We start from the raw sequence: 15,904 nt of genomic DNA, 5'->3' as shown, positions 1-15,904 counted from the left end.
CGTCCTCGATGCCCGATCGCTTCTCGACGACCCGCTCGAGGGCAGCACACACCGGTACGCGATGCCCTCAAGCCTTCAACCGGGGGAACAACGCCTCCGCGTTGCCGCGGTCGATGGCCGCGCGCAGGGAATCGTCCAGCGGGTAGTTCTCGTATTCGTGATTGATGAAGTCGACCGCGGCGGGCGGGGCGAAGGGGAAGTCGCTGCCGTAGGTGATGTGGTCGGGTTCGGCGACCGCCAGCAGGCTCGGCAGTGCCGCGGGAGAGGCGGACAGGGCGACGTCGTAGTAGAACCGCTTCAGCACGGTCGGGTCGACGGCGGTATCGTCGTTCGGAATTGGCTGCTGCGCAGATGTTTTCGCGAGGAACATCGCCAAGAGGATCCGAGAGGCGATGTAGGGGACGAATCCGCCGGCGTGGGCGAGAATGAATTTGATGCCGGGGTACCGGTGCATGGCGCCGGACAGGATGAGACTGAGCGCCGCGCGGGTGGTGTCGAGCAGGAAGTCGGCCGCGAAGCTCGGGATGCCCGGCACCGGCGCGGCCGGCAATTCACCCGGGTGAATGAAGACCACGCTCTCACGCTCGTGCAGCAGTTCCAGCAGTGGCGTGAACTCCGGATCCCCGAGGTAGCGGCCATTGTTGTTCGCCAGCAGCACGATTCCGTCGGCGTGCAGGGCGTCGAGCGCGTATTCGGCCTCGGCCAGCGCGCCGTCCACGTCCGGCAACGTCAACGTGGCGAAGAGCCCGAACCGGTCGGGTCGCCGCCGCACGATCTCCGCGCCGTATTCGTTCACCTCACGGGCCCAGGTCCGGGCTTCGGCTGTGTCTCCCAGGCAGACTCCCGGTGTGGACAGCGACAGGATGCCGGTCCGGATGCCGCGGCGATCCATGAAATCCACGGCTTCTGATTCCGACCACTGTGGTAGATCGATGCCGCCGGGGCGAATTCCCCTGGCGTGCAGCAAGTCCTCGTATTTCGGCGGCACGAGGTGTTGATGGGTGTCGATGCGGTTCCCGTGTCCCACGTTTTCCTCCTTCAGAGGGACGATTCACAGTCGGCGAAATACTCGGCTTGCCGCGCAGTGTGGGCCGAAGCTACGGATCACCCGCCCACTGCCTGTGCGAGCCGGGGAAGCTGTCGTAGCGGGTTGAGCCGTTCGACCTCCAGACGCTGATCGGTATCGAAGATATCGCTCAGTCCCGGGGCAGGATCGTGTGTCCCCGATTGCGGGAGTGTCATGGCACTGAACGGCCAATCCGAGCCGAAGACGATGTGGTCGCGAGCGGTGACCGCGAGCACGCTCGACATGGCCGCGGCCGAGCCGCTCAGCGCCGTGTCGTAGTAGAAGTTCGAGATCTGCCCTGCGGTATCCAACAGTGAGGGCTTCGGCCACCCCTGCGGCCACATCTGCCCCACCACGGTTTCCGAGGCCACCCCGACCCGCCAGGACAGGAAGGGCAGGGTGCCACCGGCGTGGGCGAGTTGGAAGCGAATATTCGGGTACCGCTGGGTCACCCCGGTGAGCATCATCATGGTGGCGGCACGGGTGGTGTCGAAGGTGAATTCCTCGAGGAAATCCGGCAGCGGCAGCGCCGGTTTCGCGGTGCCGGGGATGGCCGCGGGATGCACGAAGACATACGCGCGGCGTTGTTCGAGCGCGATCATCAGCGGTTCGAAACGCGGATCGCCGAGATAGACGCCGTCGTAGGCCGACAGCAGGATGACCCCGTCCAGATGCAGGTCGTCCAAGGCGTAGATCGCCTCCTCGATGGCGGACGGGATGTCGGGCATCGGCAGTACCGCGAACGCGCCGAAGCGGGCCGGGTCTGATTTGAAAAGCCCTGCCGCGTAGGTGTTGCAGTAGCGGGCCATGTCGGCGGCTTCCTTGCCGGACAGGAACGATACGCCCGGGTCGGACACCGAAAGCGCTTGCGCCTGAATGCCGTAGTAGTCCATGAACGCGATCGCGGCTTCCGGCGACCACTCGGGCGGCGGGTAGCCACCGATGGTGAGGTGCCCGTGCTCGAGCAGTGCGGCTCGGTAGTCCGGCGGCAGGAAATGCGCATGCAGATCGATGCGGTGGGTGCCGGTGGGCGCGGGCTGCTGGGCGCGGGCAGGAACCGCCAGGTCGATCGGCACAGCCGCAGCGGTTGCCGAGGCACCGAGCGTACCGGCGACAACGCCGCCGAGAACTCGGCGGCGGCTCATCGTCGCCGGCGGCTGCGGGAAGGATTCGCGCACGTCGTTCATCGCTTTCTGAATGGGGAAATGCGGGAAGGGAGGGCGAAATCGTGTCTGATGGATTTCTCAGATATGATTCGCATACCGTTTTCGACCGGAAGTGAGACCATGGCAGCCGAACCCGTCACTCGAAATCGCCTCGACCGGCGGCGCGAGCGAACCCGCAATGCGCTGCTCGGCGCAGCACGGAAGTTCTTGTCGGAGGGGCGTTCCGCGGTCAGCATTCAAGAGATCACCGATGCGGCCGATGTCGGTTTCGGATCCTTCTACAACCACTTCGACTCCAAGGAGCAGCTCTTCGACGAGGCGGTGCGCTCGGCCCTGCAGATCTACGCCGAGCTGCGTGACGGCATCGTGGAGCTCTACGACGACCCGGCCGAGGTGTTCGCGGTCAGCTTCCGGATGACCGGGCGGCTGCAGCGGCAGATGCCGGAAATGGTGAAGGTGATCCTGCATTCCGGCATGTCGATCCTGCTGCGCGAGGAGGGCCTGGCCCCGCGCGCCCGCCGCGACATTCTCGCCGCGCAGGAGGCGGGCCGCTTCGAGCCGATGGATGCGGACATGGCGATCATGGCCGCCGGCGGTGCCCTGCTGGGCCTGCTGCAGCTGCTGGACGCCCGGCCCGACGCCGACGCCGACGCCCGCACCGACGAGATGACCTTCCACATGCTGCGCATGTTCGGCATGAACAAGCGCGCCGCACAGAAGCTCACCAGCAGTCCGCTGCCGCAGCTGCCGCAGCTGCCGGAATCCTGAGGTCACCCCGCCCGGCCGCCGATCAGGTCGAGGGCGATATCGACGATCATGTCCTCCTGCCCGCCCACCAGGCCGCGCCGACCGGCCTCGGCCAGCACGTCGCGGACATCCACTCCATAAGTGGCGGAAGCCTTTTCGGCATGCCGCAGGAAGCTCGAGTACACGCCCGCGTAGCCCAGGGTGAGCGTTCGCGATCGACCGGCACCGGCCGATCCAGCAGCGGGCGGATCAGATCGTCCGCCGCGTCGGTCAGCTGGTTCAGCGCCGCCCGGTGTTTGAAGTCCGGCTGATTCACGCCGAGCTGCTGCTGCGCAGCCGGGGAGGTGAGCCCGATCTTGCGGCCGACGATCCTTGCTCCCGTGGCCAAACGATCGTCGATCCCGATGCGCTGCACCGCGTAGGCCAGCGCGACATCGTCGGGACCGATGAGATCGCGCGCCGGGGCGGTCGGAGTGCCGTGGCGTACGGCGGTGGCCAGCCGCTCGGCGGCCGCCCGCACCGCGGGCGAATCGGTCACGGTCGCCGTCACAGGGCCTCCTCGAGATGGTGTTCGGCAGTCGCGGACTCGGTCGATTCCGGATCCGATGGCGCTGAATCGGATTCGGCCAGGTCGGCTCGCACGACCGTCGCCGCGGAGACGAGCTCGCCCGCGGAAACCCCGAGTTGGCTGAACAATTCGGCGATCAGCACACCACCGCGGCCCGCGGTGGCTGTGCCGAAGACATACCGGTCCGGGCGCAGCAGGAGCAGCCCGCCGATGCCGATGCCGGCCTTGGCGAAGAAGCGAGTCAGCGCTCCAGTGTGGTCCTCGACATCGACATAGTCGGCGCCGGCATTGCGGCCGTCGCCGGGCTTGCCCTGTGGCCGACCGCCGATCGGGTAGACGGTGACGAACCGGGCGCCCAGCGCGCGCAACGCCGCCAGGTCGTCCGCGCCGAGTCCGGCGCGCGGGTCGACGCCGTAGCCGATCACCGAAAAGCCCAGGCCCAGAACATCATCGAATCGACGATGATGTCCGTCGAAGGTCCGGATCTCCGGCTGCGGGGCGAGTTCGCCTTCGACTCCGCGCCATCCGCGGCGAGGCAGGCCGAGGTAGGCGTCGCGACGGAAGCGCGGCGAGGGTTTCATCTTCGCGCCCCGGATCCATCCACCGAGGCCCGGCACCCGCAGCGCGGTGGTCAGCGCGAGATCACGGGCGGCGGCGACCAGCTTGTTGTCCACGGAAACCAGCGCCTTGTTGAACACCGACAGGTCGATCATGGCCTTGGCGTGCGGGCGGCGCTCGGATTCGTAGCTGTCCAGAATCGACTGGCTCGCACCGTATTCGATGATCGCGGTCAGCTTCCACGACAGATTGTCGGCATCGCGCACGCCGGAATTCATGCCCTGACCGATGAACTGCGGGGTCATGTGTGCGGCATCACCCGCGATCAGGATCCGCCCGACACGCCAGCGGTCGGCGATGACCGCGTTGAAGGTGTACACGAGCTTGCGCAACACCTCGACCTCGTCCGGATTCACGAAGCGTTCGATGTGGCGGCGGACGGTCTCGTCGTCCTCCATCTCCTCCTTCGTCTGGGCGTCGTTGAGCATGAACTCGAATCGGTGGTGCCCGTCCGGCTGCGGACAGGACACGATCGGCAGCTCGGGATCACAGACGAAATCGAAGTACGGCAGATGGCGAAACGCGTCCACGCCGTCGCGGGCCTTCAAATCCACGACCAGCCAGCGTTCCGGGAAGCTGGTGCCGCTCATGTCGATTCCCAGTTTGGTCCGCACAACGCTGCGGCCGCCGTCGCAGCCGACCAGGAACTTCGCGCGCACCCGCTCGGCCGTGTCCTGGTCGCTACTCGGCACATGCTTGCCGTAACCGGTGCCGTGGCACTCGGCGTGCACCACGGTGACCGTGTCCGCGTCCTGGCTGAAGTCGACGACTTCCCGGCCGCGGCGCACCGTCACGTGCGGGTACCGGTCCAGCGCGCGTTCGAGGGTGTTCTCCAGGTACGGCTGGTAGAGGAAGTTCACCACCGGCCAGCCCAGCCGACGTTCGGTCTGCTGGAACTGGATCAGCACCCGGCCGTCGGCGCGCACCCACTGCACAGCGGAATCGACATTCATGTCCGCCGCGAGTTCGTCTGCGGCACCGGCGGTTTGGAAGATCCGCATGCCTTCGTCGTCGGTGTATACCGCCCGCGCGAGGCCGTAGTACTCGGGCTCGCGTTCCAGGACCAGCACGCTGACGCCACGCCGGCCGAGCAGATTGGCCAGGGTCAGGCCACTCGGGCCGAGGCCCACGACCACCACGTCGTAGTCGGTGTTCATCGGATGCGCCCTCCTGCCAGTTCCGGCACGGTGATCTCCGGCGTGCGCACGGTGCGCAACGCCTGGCGGAACTGGCCGAACCGGTCCAGCACCGTCTCCCCCACCGGGGTGTGTCCCCACTTGCTGATGCCCTGGTAAGTCGTCGGCTCCCAGGTGGATTCGAGTTCCGGGCCGATGATGATCGGGTTCCAGCCGACCTCGAGTTCGAAGCCCGACGGGGTCACGCTGTAGTACGACAGTTGGCGATCGTTGGTGTGCTGGCCGACCGACCACGCCATCCGGAAGCCCAGATCCTTCACCCGCTGGAAGGAGGCGAGCATGTCGTCCAATGTCGCGGACTGGATATTGATGTGCTGCACCCGGGTTCGGATCGGATCGATCTTCACGCCACGCAGATTGGCGATGGCAATGGAGTGGTGGCGCTCGTTGACCCGCAGGAAACGGATCTTCATCTTCAGCCCGGAGACGTTCTCGTCGATGTAATCGGACAACCGGGAGTCGAAGACGGTCTCGTAGTAGCCGTGCAACGTCTCGGGCTCCCGCGAGACGATCGCGACGTGCCCCATGCCGGCCTCACCGGTCACCCAGCCGGAGCTGAGCATCCGCAAGGGCTCGGGGGTGGTCACCGGCACCGTGAAGATCTCCTGCACAATGCCTTTCGGCCCGGCGAAGCGCCACAACCGCTCGACTCCGCGCAGCGCCGCCTCGTCGGCGGTGCCCTCGGCAATCGGCACGCCGCGATCGGTGACCCGGGCGATGATGCGATCGAAGGTCTCGTGGTCATCGATCTGCCAGCCGAGTGCGGTCACGTCCTCGGCGGGACCACGCTGGACGAGGAAGCGACAGGTGTGGTCGTCGAGGCGGAAGCGCAGCCCGGCGCCCCCGAGGGCGTCGATGTGCATCCCGATGGCGTCGGCGCCGAAGCGCCGCCAATCGGCCTGCCGATTCGATTGCACGACAATGTATCCCAGATGCACGGCGCCGAAGACCGAGCCGTCCGTGTTGGGACGCAGGAACCCGTTCACTGCTACGCCTCCAGAAACGCGGTGGCCAGTGTGTTGAACAGATCCGCGCGTTCCCACTGCACCCAGTGGCCGGTGTTGGCCGCCAGGTACAGGTCGCAATTGGGCATGGCGTCGACCAGCATGCGACCGCCCTCGGGCCGGTTCACCTTGTCGCCGGTCCCCCAGACCACCAGCGTCGGCTGTTCGACCTTGCGCAGACGCGAGTCGCGCGTGAAATCCATGCGCAGCAGGGTGCGTAGCGCCAGCGGCCCCGATGGCCGCCGCAGCGGCGGATTCGCCACCACGGCCGGATCGATGCTGGCCCGATAGCGCGCCTCGATGAGCTCCTCCGGCACCGAATCACCGTCGAACACCAGGTATTCGCGAATGAAGCGGGTGAGCTTCTCCCGGCTCGGGCCACTGCCGGTGTAGTAGTTCAGCAGCTGCTGGAGTCCGGCGGTAGGCAATGCACGCGTAGTGCCCACACCACCGGGTCCCATGAGGATCAGCCGGTTCGCCTTCTCCGGCCGGTCCATGGCCAGCCGCAGCGCCGCGGCGCCGCCGTAAGAGTTGCCGATCAGGTGCGCGGAGGCGATGCCGAGCTCGTCGAGCAGCCCGCCCACCGCCTGTGCGAGATCACCGAAGGGGTCTGCCGGGTCGATCCACTTCGACGACTGCCCGTACCCGGGCATGTCCGGCACGATGACATGGAACCGCTGCGCCAGCGCCTCGATATTGCGCGAGTAGTTCGACAACCCGGACGCCCCGGGCCCGCCACCGTGCAGCAGCACCACCGCGGCCCCGGAACCAGCCTCGTTGAAGTAGATCTGCCGTCCGGCGACCCGGACCGTTCGCCCGGTGTCGACGCCTTTGTCGATGCTTGTCATCTCCACCTCCAGAACCAACGTTGATCAAATCATCAATTACGATGACATCCCTTGTCAAGATGATTCTGATAATTACATCAGAAGTGCTGGATATTTACAGATACATCCGTAGATGTCGACATTGAGCACCGTCCTCGGGGCCTCGAACGCCCGCACCAGAGGCGAGTCCGTTCCCCGCGCCCGGCGCAGCGCATCTACGGCCTTCAGGGACGCGAACGCCTCGCACACCCGACGGGCCGCCGACGCCCGTACCGGGGGCTGTGATCGCCGCACCGCCATCGGCCGCGAGCGAACGGCCGAACAGGCGTACCGCGTCGACCCCGTTCATCAAGGCATGATGACCCCTGATATAGGCGGCGAATACAGCCCGCTGAGCGAATCTCTCGAGATTGGCCCCATGCGGGTCAGGGGTCACCACCACGCAGGATGACCGATCAACCCGTAATCGACTGTGACGCTTCGGGTTCGATATCTTCCGCGAAGCCGTGCTCCGCATGGGTGAATTGCAAGATGCCGTCTTCGAGTCTGTGGTGTCGGAAGGTCGGCAGGTCGCGGAGGTAGTTCATTCGCAGCCGCCAGGAGGCGCGGTCGCCGCTGCTCGGGCAGTGGGCGCCGCCCCGGCGGAAGTAGCCCGGAGTGAAGTCGGGGACAAACGGGGCGCGGACTGCGTCAGGGTCGCGGGCAGGCGTCACGCTGGTGTAGGCGCCTCTGTCGAGGTGCAACTCCAAACCCGTTGCCGTCACGATGATGTCGGCAGGGACCTCGGCACCCGACGTCAACCGGATTCCCGATTCGGTGAGGGTGTCGATCCGCTCGGTGATCATCTCCACCGCACCGGTACGGATCGCCTCGAACAGATCGCCATCGGGCACCAGGCACGTCCGCTGATCCCACGGGTCATAACTGTCCGGGCTCCATGCCACCTCGCCGGTCCTGGCGGTGCTGCCCATGGTCGCCACCGGCCTGCTGTATGGCCTCGCCATAACCACGTCATGAGCGGTTGTCGACACGGCCCGAGATGTCGCCGCCCGTCGGGCACGGTGGTGGCAAGTTCGCCCTCGGCAGCACGAACTACACAGTCTGCCGCGATAGTTCGTCCGGCACCTCTACGCCGAGCAGTGTCAGAAGGGCGGCGATCTTCTCGTCGAGAAGCCGGCCGACCGCGCTGACGTTCTCGTCGTCGAAGGTGTCGAAGCGTGTCGACGGCTGATCGAAACTGACGAGCGTCCGATCGTTGTCGGTGTAGATGGCGACGCGGATCGGTGCGTAGAGCATCACGCCCGGATCGTGGCGGAACATGCGTTCCGCGATCAGGTTGTTGCCCACCATGTAGGTGACCACCTGCGCGGCGCTCCCCCGCAGCGCCATCATGGCAGTCGGGTCGAAAGTCCAGAAGTTGGCGAAGGAGTTCGGTGTTCGCGCTTCGGTGTACTTCTTCACCCGTTCCAGATCACCGGTTGCGATCAACTGACTCAACTCGTCGAGTTCTATGTCGGGGACCAGCTGCTCGAAACGCATACGCAGCTCCTCGAACGTGGCGTCGACCGCGATGGTGATCCGGTTCACCTCGTACCGAACACGTTGGACGCGAGCGCTTTTGTCGATGGGGGTGGTGCTCATCGTGCTTCCTTTTCTGCCGAGGAGTATTCAGGCCGGAACGGCCGCGACGGGCGCGGTGGCCCGCAGCTTGGCCAGCGAGATGACGTGGAAGACGAACAGGATGGGAACTCCGGTCGTCGGTATGAGCACCAACGGCAGCGTCGACAGTGGCTGTGTCGATGGCGTCAGGTGCAGCAGCTGGGTACGCCCCGGTCCGCCCAGGAACCCGACGGCGAAGGCGTACAGGAAGTCGATCAAACCGAATGCGTTGAGCCAGAGGGTACTTCGGGTTCGACCTGCAGCATGTGGACTGCGGACCAGCCATGACGCAGCCAGACCTACTGCTATGTCACCGATTCCGGCCGGAAGTGCGAACGCAGGTGGCAACTCACCCAACGCCAAGGCGGTCAAGAAGACGATGCCGATGAAGCGCGCTTCGTGTGGCCGGACCAACGTTGCGGCAATACCTGGATGAGAAAGCATCCGCTGGATCAGCGGTAGCCGGGAACTCGCCAGTAGGACGACGATCGGCGCGAGGATCGCCACGCCCAGCCACGGTTTGACCGCGTCCTCGTCCAGCCGTAGGGCATTGTTGGCCGCCAGCACGACGACCGTGGCCGTCCAAGCCATCCAGCCCGCACAGAAGACGATCGAAATTCGTTGCGCCACAACCCTGTTGATGCCGACCTCTATGGCCGTCGACCACAAGGTGCGGACAGTGACAGAAACTATCGCGACCAGCCCGATGATCTCGAGCGCCCAGAGATAGAGAGGTGCAGAGGACATCACATGCTCCGCTCGGTGTGTCAGGAGTGCCGTTCAGTCGAACCAGCAGGATGTAACCATTGGTTACATCCGAGTGTGCGACTTTATGTGACCGTTGTCAACATCCTGCATCCGTGGAATCCTTACCCCATGGGTCAGGCCACCACCAGTCGCGATCGCGCGAAGCCGTACCACCACGGCGCCCTGCGCGCGACCTTGATCGAGGCCGGCATCGCCCTGGCCCGCGAAGGCGGCCCAGACCGAGTGATCCTCCGCGAAGCCGCCCGAGCCGCCGGCGTGACGCACTCAGCCGCCTACCGCCACTTCGCCGCCCGAGAAGCCCTTCTCGCCGAGGTAGCACATCACGCACGCCAGGCCCTTGCCTCCGAGATGCGCCACCAAGCGGCCCGCACCAACGATCCCCGCCTCCGCCTCCGCGCAGTCGGCACCGCCTACGTCCACTTCGCCCTAGCCGAACCAGGCCTGTTCCGAACAGCCTTCATCGCCTATCCCCCGGCACCCGAGCTTCCCCCAGTAGCCCTCCCCACCGAAGAATGCGGCCCCTTCGAAGTCCTCGGCCAGGTCCTCGACGAAGCCCAAACCGCAGGCCTCCTCAACCCAATCCGCCGCCCCGGCGCCGAAATAGCCGCATGGTCAGCAGTACACGGCCTCGCCGGCCTGCTCCTCGACGGCCCACTCCCCACCACACCCGAGAACATCGAAGACTCACTCGAGCGAGTACTGGACGCAATCGAGCGCGGCCTCTTGACTCTGTAAGTCACTCCGGTGAACGAAGCCTCCCGACGCCGCCCCGGCACACACAGGCGCGCGATGCCGCCCGCGTCATCGGTGAATGGATCCGGGCCGGGGGCGTCATGCTGTCGGCCCCGCAGGTGGAGATGAAGTACATCATGAAGCCGTCTGCGTAGTTGCCGAACTGCAGCTGCGTTCACCGAGTGGCGGTGGTATCTCGCCGCGGCCGCGTGGTGGCGACCGGTTCACGCGGCAAGGCTGGGGGCGAGGGTCTTCGACTACATGCGGCGTTCGCACGAGCACACAGGCGACGGCGAGATAGGGCACCGCATTCCTGCGAGCGAAAAGCCGCGTACCCGAGGCTATTTCACGAGGGAAACCTACGCCGGCACCGGTCCAGCCTTCGATATCGAGCGGGGTTCGCACTGAGCGTGACCGAGATGTGAGATGGATGGCGGGCCACGGGACGGCGGGGCCGCGAGCCTGTTCCATCCGGTCCGCATTCACCCATACGACAGCTCGACGTGAGGGCCGATTCAGACCCATATGACACCGTGGGCACATGACGGTGGAGACGATCGCGCTGAGAACGTTGTGGGGCAAGGCAATTGCTGTCGCTTCGGTTGCACTCGCCACGGTGGCATTGCTTTTGCCGGGTGGGCACACGGAGCAGGTGACCCAGCGCTCGACGGTGGTCGGTGTCGAGGTTCGCCTGGTGGACTCCACGGTTCCCCAGCGAGCCTGGACGACATTGAGTCTGATCGATCAAGGCAAATGGCCCCCGACCGACTGTCCCGGAACCAAGGGCGGTACCACGTGGCAGAACAGAGGCGGCCAGCTGCCCAATGATGTCGGCTATCGAGAGTGGGATGTCAACTGCAAGCAACCAGGCCGATCCCGCGATGCGGAGCGGATCGTGACCGGCAACGACGGTTCGGCGTGGTACACAGGCGATCACTACGCCAGTTTCACGAGAATGCGCTGATCGCGCTGCGCCACGTGGAGTAGCGGCTCGACGATGTGGCGGGTTCGAGGGTATGGCCGCGGCAGAGGCGGGATCCCGCTCGATCGAGCGACCGTCGGCGCTGGGGCTTCCGCGCGGCCGGAACACGCGGGCACACCCACTGCGACGCTGATCGCCCGGACGCCAGTACGTTTGCGGAGTGCCCAAGGACGAATCCGACGCCGGAGAGCGGGAGCAGAGCCCCGACGACGCTGCCGCGGAGGTCAGGCCGGACCGGGTGGTCGCGTCGGTGATCCCGGCCTGGTTGCCGCGGGCCTATCTGCTGGCGGCGGCCACGGTGGCCGGGGTCGTCATCACCTTCTGGGGGCTGATGCGCCTGCGCGGTCTGCTGACGGTGCTGGTGGTGTCGTTGTTCCTGGCCTTCGCCATCGAACCCGCGGTGAACTGGCTGGCCGCGCGCCGCTGGAAACGCGGTGCGGCGACGCTGGCGGTGTTCGTGGTGGTGACCGTGGTGCTGGTCGGATTCGTCTGGACCATGGGCGAATTGGTGGTCGGTCAGGTGACGACACTGATCGAGAACCTGCCGCGGGATATGCACAGTGCGGTCACCTGGATCAACAGCACGTTCCACACCGACCTCTCGGTCACCGATATCACCGATCGCACCTCGGACATCAGCTCGAAACTGCAGTCATGGGCGCTGGGCCTGGCCGACGACGTCTGGGGCATCGGCACCACGGCACTCGGCGTGCTGTTCCAGGGCTTGGGCGTGCTGCTGTTCACCTACTATTTCGCCGCGGACGGGCCGCGTTTCCGCAACGCGGTGTGCTCGCTCCTGCCGCCGCAGCGGCAGCGACATGTGTTGCGCGCCTGGGATATCGCGGTCGAGAAGACGGGCGGCTACATCTACTCGCGGGCGCTGCTCGCGTTCTGCTCGGCGCTGGCGCACTACGCGGCGATGCGAGTGCTGGGCATTCCGTCGGCGTTCGCACTCGCGCTGTGGGTGGGCGTGGCGTCCCAGTTCATTCCTACCGTGGGTACCTACCTCGCGGGTGCGCTGCCGGTCCTGGTGGCGCTGGCCCACAATCCACGGTCGGCGCTGTGGATTCTCGGATTCATCGTCGTCTACCAGCAATTCGAGAACTACGTCCTGCAACCGCGCATCACCGCGACCACCCTCGACATGCATCCCGCGGTCGCCTTCGGCGCGGTTCTCGCGGGCGCGGCGTTGTTCGGAGCGACGGGCGCGCTACTCGCCATCCCGGTGACAGCCAGCGCGCAAGCCTTTCTGGCCGCGTACGTCCGCCGCTACGACGTGGAGATCCCACCGACACCCGAACCCGCACAACGAACTCGTTCCCGACGCCGAGCCCCGAACACCGAATAGCCCACCTGCCGCTTACGACTCCGGGTGGACCACCATGACCGGGCAGTTCGCGCGCTGCACGAGCGCATTGCTGGTGGAGCCGAGCAGCATGCCGACGAACCCGCCCCGGCCGCGGCTGCCGACAACCAGCAGCTGAGCCCCCTCGGACCAGGTCAGCAGGTGCTCGACCGGATCGGCGAGGTGGATGTCACGGGTGATCTCGACATCGGGGTACTTCTCCTGCCACCCGGCAAGCCGTTCGACGAGCAACGCCCGCTCCGCCTCGGTCGCTTGCGCGGCCTCGATGGAGGTATCGATGAATCCCGAGTACCGGGCCAGGTACAGGTCGCTCCACGCATGCACAGCCACCAGCCGCGTGTTGCGCACGGACGCCTCGTAGAACGCGGCGCCGACCGCCGCGTCGCTGACCGGGCTGCCGTCGACGCCGACCACGACCGGCGCCGTGCGGCGGTCCACCCATTCGGGGTCGTCGTCGCGCACCACGACCACCGATCCCGCCGCCTGGCTCGCCACCGAGATCAGGATGGAACCGATCCGGTTCAAGCCCCGGCGTTCGGCCGGACCGCCGAGCACCGTCATATGGGCGGTGGCCGAGAGGTCGATCAGCATCCTCGCCGGATGCTGCGGGGACACCTCGGTGCGCACCATCACGGCGGGCGCGGCCTTCTCGGCGACCTCCCGGGCCTGCGCCACCAGGTCGACGCCGAAAGCCTGAATCGATTGCTCGACTTCGGAATTCACACTCGAAAAGGTGCCCATCACCCCCACGATCACATTCACGTTCGTGCCGTGCGCGATCAACAGTTCGCGCCCGCGTGCCGCCGCGGTCTCCGCCGCCCAGCGCACAGCCGACAGCGCGGCTGGAGAATCATCGACACCGACCACGATCGGTGCGGTGGATATCGAGTGCGGATCGCGCGACTTCGGGGAACTCATGACCTGCCCACCTCCTGGGATGCCGTGAACCGAGCAGAACCAGTGGGTCTCGCAAACCCGAACATAGCACCGCCCACCACCCCAGCCCGGAATCGCCACTACAAGTGGGGGCCAGAGGGGTGTGGGTCAGCGGCCCGGGACGGTTACCGGGTTGAAGCAGCTGGAGGGGAGGTCCTGGATGGAACAGAGGGCCGGAGGGCGGGTGGGGAGATAGTTGGCGGGGACGCCGCCGGAGGTGGTGATGTCGCGGTAGGCGGGGACGGCGGCGGTGGGGTGGCGGGTCAGGGTGGGGTCGGTGGTGACGTTGACGGTGTAGAGGCCGAAACGTGGTGAGTAGCTGCCCCATTCATAGTTGTCGGTGATGCTCCAGTAGTTGTAGCCGATGACGTTGATGCCGTCGGCCTTGGCGCGCTGGACCCAGTAGACGGTGTCTCGCAGGTCGTCCTCGCGGGTCATGCCGTCGGTGGTGGGTGAGCCGTTGTCGGAGGGCATGCCGTTCTCGACGATGTAGAGGGGCCGGCCCGGGAACTTCTGCGCGTATCGACGCAGGACGTAGTAGATACCGTCGGGTTCGAGGACGAGGCTCGACGGCTGGTTGGTCAGCAGGGCAGCCAGATTCGGAGGATTGCTCAGGGATCCACCGTAGTAGTAATCAATTCCGATGTAGTCGAGCTTGTCCGCGATCCGGTCGACGAACGACGCGTCGGCCTGTGCCGTGCCGATGGCCGAGAAGGCGATATTGCTCGTGACCATCGCACCGGGCTGCCGGAGGTGGATGTGGTCGTAGATCGCACGGTGCGCGGCGACCATCCGATCGATCATGGGCGCGACGTCGAGCGCGCCGAGATCGCCGATCTGCTGCTCTTTTCCGACATAGGCGAGCGGCTCGTTGAAGGTGACCCACAGCGGATCGAAGTGCGCGTAGCGGTCCACAACCGCGCGGGCGTTGGTGAGCCAATCATCGACCATGCCCGGATTGCGCCAGCCGCCGCGATCGACCTCCCAGCCCGGGAACACCCAGTGGTCCAGGGTGATCATCGGCCGAATTCCGGCCGAGCGAATCCGCGCGATCATGCTGTCGTAGAAGGAGAAATCCCATTCGCCCGGATTCGGTTGCACCCGAGCCCATTCCACGCTGATCCGGTAGACGCCGACACCGAGGTCGGCGGCGTGCTGGATGTCCTCATCGTAGCGATGAAAGAAGTCGACCGAATTGCGGTAGTCCTCGGCGCGACCGGATCCCGCGTAACGGCTCCAATTGCTGTCCGGCGCGAAGCCTTCACTCTGAAAGCCGGAACTGGACACTCCCCAGAGGAAATCGCCGCCCACCGGCGGTAGCCCCGGATCGGCGGCGACCCTGCCGGGTGTGGCGACCATGCACCAGGCGGTGAGAACGATACATGCCAGTGTGAACAGTGCACGTTGTCCCATCGCATCGAGATTACCTCCCGGAGAACCGGTCTCGGGGCACTCTGACCAGATCGAACCCCCGTTTCCGGTCCCGAATCCGGAAAGTCACACACCCGTCGGACCGCTCGCGACGAGAGCTCCACTCAATGCGCAATCAGCCAGCCGACTCGGTCATACGCGAGGACCTGGTACAACACCAACACAACCGCCGACACGAGCGCCGTCATCGACAGCCCCGCACCCCACAGCGCGACCGCCCCGCCACCCAGCACGAGCACTTCGATCACCAGCCGCACAACGCCGGGCACGGCAACCGTCGCCTCCCCGTTCCGACTCGGATCCCCCGGCACGGCAAACACCCCCCACACCGCCGCCACCACGATCGGCAGTACCACCACCAGCACAAACCGCCACGGCGAATCGAACCCTCGCCACCCCAGAATCCCGAACGACACCACAGCGGTCAACTCGAGCAGAAATCGCACACCGAGCATGAATGGGTTCAACGACATCCGACAATCCTCATCATCCACATCCCCATCTCGCCCGAGGACACCCACCGACCCTACGAGCGACCCCCAGCCCCGCCCAGTGGTCAATTCACGCCGAAAAGGTGACCGAACGTGACAAGTGCTCGCGACCAGCCATCCTTCCGACAGAATCCGTTGTGGCCGATAGGATTTGGTCGTGCTTTCTCAGTTGCTCGGCACGCTGAGCGGTGTGGTCATCGGTGGTGGGATCACATTCCTCGCGTCGTATGTCAACGAACGATCCATGAATCGCCCCGGGTTTCATGCGCACCCGGTTATCTGTCTCCGACCGGTTGTTCGGTCAGAGCGGCATAGTAGTCGGCTTCGTACTCGACCGGTGGTTTGCG

Annotated in this window: 15 protein-coding genes and 2 pseudogenes; 4 read left to right on the top strand and 13 right to left on the bottom strand. The window is 65.8% G+C overall.

Features of this window, described 5'->3' with window-relative positions:
• Positions 1-67: 67 nt before the first annotated feature.
• Both AB0L60_RS36815 and AB0L60_RS36810 read right to left on the bottom strand, forming a co-directional pair.
• Positions 68-1,027, bottom strand: coding sequence for an amidohydrolase family protein (locus AB0L60_RS36815; protein ID WP_364624068.1), 960 nt, complete (start codon positions 1,025-1,027; stop codon positions 68-70).
• A gap of 77 nt (positions 1,028-1,104) precedes the next feature.
• Positions 1,105-2,253: an amidohydrolase family protein gene (locus AB0L60_RS36810; RefSeq protein ID WP_364624066.1), complete on the bottom strand. Its 1,149-nt coding sequence runs from the start codon at positions 2,251-2,253 to the stop codon at positions 1,105-1,107.
• Between the two features lie 99 nt (positions 2,254-2,352).
• On the opposite strand from AB0L60_RS36810, the gene AB0L60_RS36805 reads away from it, so the two are divergent.
• Positions 2,353-3,000, top strand: coding sequence for a helix-turn-helix domain-containing protein (locus AB0L60_RS36805; RefSeq protein WP_364624064.1), 648 nt, complete (start codon positions 2,353-2,355; stop codon positions 2,998-3,000).
• Positions 3,001-3,002: 2 nt separating this feature from the next.
• Here AB0L60_RS36805 and AB0L60_RS36800 read toward each other — a convergent pair.
• From AB0L60_RS36800 to AB0L60_RS36765, 8 genes and pseudogenes are all read right to left on the bottom strand, one after another.
• Positions 3,003-3,280 (bottom strand): annotated as a pseudogene (locus tag AB0L60_RS36800) (4-hydroxy-2-oxovalerate aldolase); the annotation flags it as partial.
• Positions 3,278-3,529: pseudogene (locus AB0L60_RS36795) on the bottom strand (2-keto-4-pentenoate hydratase); the annotation flags it as partial. The pseudogenes AB0L60_RS36795 and AB0L60_RS36800, both read right to left, overlap by 3 nt.
• The gene (locus AB0L60_RS36790) at positions 3,526-5,322 is read right to left on the bottom strand and encodes a bifunctional 3-(3-hydroxy-phenyl)propionate/3-hydroxycinnamic acid hydroxylase (RefSeq protein WP_364624062.1); all 1,797 of its coding nucleotides are present in this window, start codon (positions 5,320-5,322) and stop codon (positions 3,526-3,528) included. The pseudogene AB0L60_RS36795 and the gene AB0L60_RS36790, both read right to left, overlap by 4 nt.
• Positions 5,319-6,347 (bottom strand): VOC family protein, encoded by a 1,029-nt coding sequence (locus tag AB0L60_RS36785; RefSeq protein ID WP_364624060.1) that lies wholly within the window; start codon positions 6,345-6,347, stop codon positions 5,319-5,321. The genes AB0L60_RS36790 and AB0L60_RS36785 overlap by 4 nt, the downstream gene beginning before the upstream one ends.
• A gap of 2 nt (positions 6,348-6,349) precedes the next feature.
• Positions 6,350-7,213, bottom strand: a complete 864-nt coding sequence (locus AB0L60_RS36780; RefSeq protein ID WP_364624058.1) for an alpha/beta fold hydrolase — start codon at positions 7,211-7,213, stop codon at positions 6,350-6,352.
• Between the two features lie 434 nt (positions 7,214-7,647).
• On the bottom strand, positions 7,648-8,172 hold the full coding sequence (locus AB0L60_RS36775) for a hypothetical protein (RefSeq protein ID WP_364624056.1): 525 nt from the start codon (positions 8,170-8,172) through the stop codon (positions 7,648-7,650).
• 112 nt (positions 8,173-8,284) lie between these two features.
• Positions 8,285-8,833 carry a DUF302 domain-containing protein gene (locus AB0L60_RS36770; RefSeq protein WP_364624054.1) on the bottom strand — a complete coding sequence of 183 codons (549 nt, stop codon included), beginning with the start codon at positions 8,831-8,833 and terminating at the stop codon, positions 8,285-8,287.
• A 27-nt stretch (positions 8,834-8,860) separates the two neighbouring features.
• Positions 8,861-9,598: a hypothetical protein gene (locus AB0L60_RS36765; RefSeq protein ID WP_364624052.1), complete on the bottom strand. Its 738-nt coding sequence runs from the start codon at positions 9,596-9,598 to the stop codon at positions 8,861-8,863.
• Between the two features lie 75 nt (positions 9,599-9,673).
• On the opposite strand from AB0L60_RS36765, the gene AB0L60_RS36760 reads away from it, so the two are divergent.
• From AB0L60_RS36760 to AB0L60_RS36750, 3 genes are all read left to right on the top strand, one after another.
• Positions 9,674-10,354 carry a TetR/AcrR family transcriptional regulator gene (locus AB0L60_RS36760; protein WP_364624050.1) on the top strand — a complete coding sequence of 227 codons (681 nt, stop codon included), beginning with the start codon at positions 9,674-9,676 and terminating at the stop codon, positions 10,352-10,354.
• Between the two features lie 538 nt (positions 10,355-10,892).
• A complete protein-coding gene (locus tag AB0L60_RS36755) occupies positions 10,893-11,315 on the top strand; it encodes a ribonuclease domain-containing protein (protein WP_364624048.1) in 423 nt (140 codons plus the stop codon).
• Positions 11,316-11,493: 178 nt separating this feature from the next.
• Entirely contained in the window at positions 11,494-12,681 is a 1,188-nt protein-coding gene (locus AB0L60_RS36750; RefSeq protein WP_364624046.1) for an AI-2E family transporter, read from the top strand.
• Positions 12,682-12,693: 12 nt separating this feature from the next.
• On the opposite strand, the gene AB0L60_RS36745 is transcribed toward AB0L60_RS36750, so the two are convergent.
• From AB0L60_RS36745 to AB0L60_RS36735, 3 genes are all read right to left on the bottom strand, one after another.
• Complete coding sequence (locus AB0L60_RS36745; RefSeq protein ID WP_364624044.1) at positions 12,694-13,617, bottom strand: universal stress protein; 924 nt, start codon at positions 13,615-13,617, stop codon at positions 12,694-12,696.
• A 126-nt stretch (positions 13,618-13,743) separates the two neighbouring features.
• A complete protein-coding gene (locus AB0L60_RS36740) occupies positions 13,744-14,994 on the bottom strand; it encodes a family 1 glycosylhydrolase (protein WP_364624165.1) in 1,251 nt (416 codons plus the stop codon).
• Between the two features lie 176 nt (positions 14,995-15,170).
• Complete coding sequence (locus tag AB0L60_RS36735; protein WP_364624042.1) at positions 15,171-15,539, bottom strand: YrdB family protein; 369 nt, start codon at positions 15,537-15,539, stop codon at positions 15,171-15,173.
• Positions 15,540-15,904: the final 365 nt, after the last annotated feature.

The sequence above is a fragment of the Nocardia sp. NPDC051981 genome, assembly GCF_040680715.1.
Classification (GTDB): domain Bacteria; phylum Actinomycetota; class Actinomycetes; order Mycobacteriales; family Mycobacteriaceae; genus Nocardia.
The sequence above is the reverse complement of the archived record's forward strand: the minus strand, read 5'-3'. Positions and strand labels throughout refer to the sequence as shown.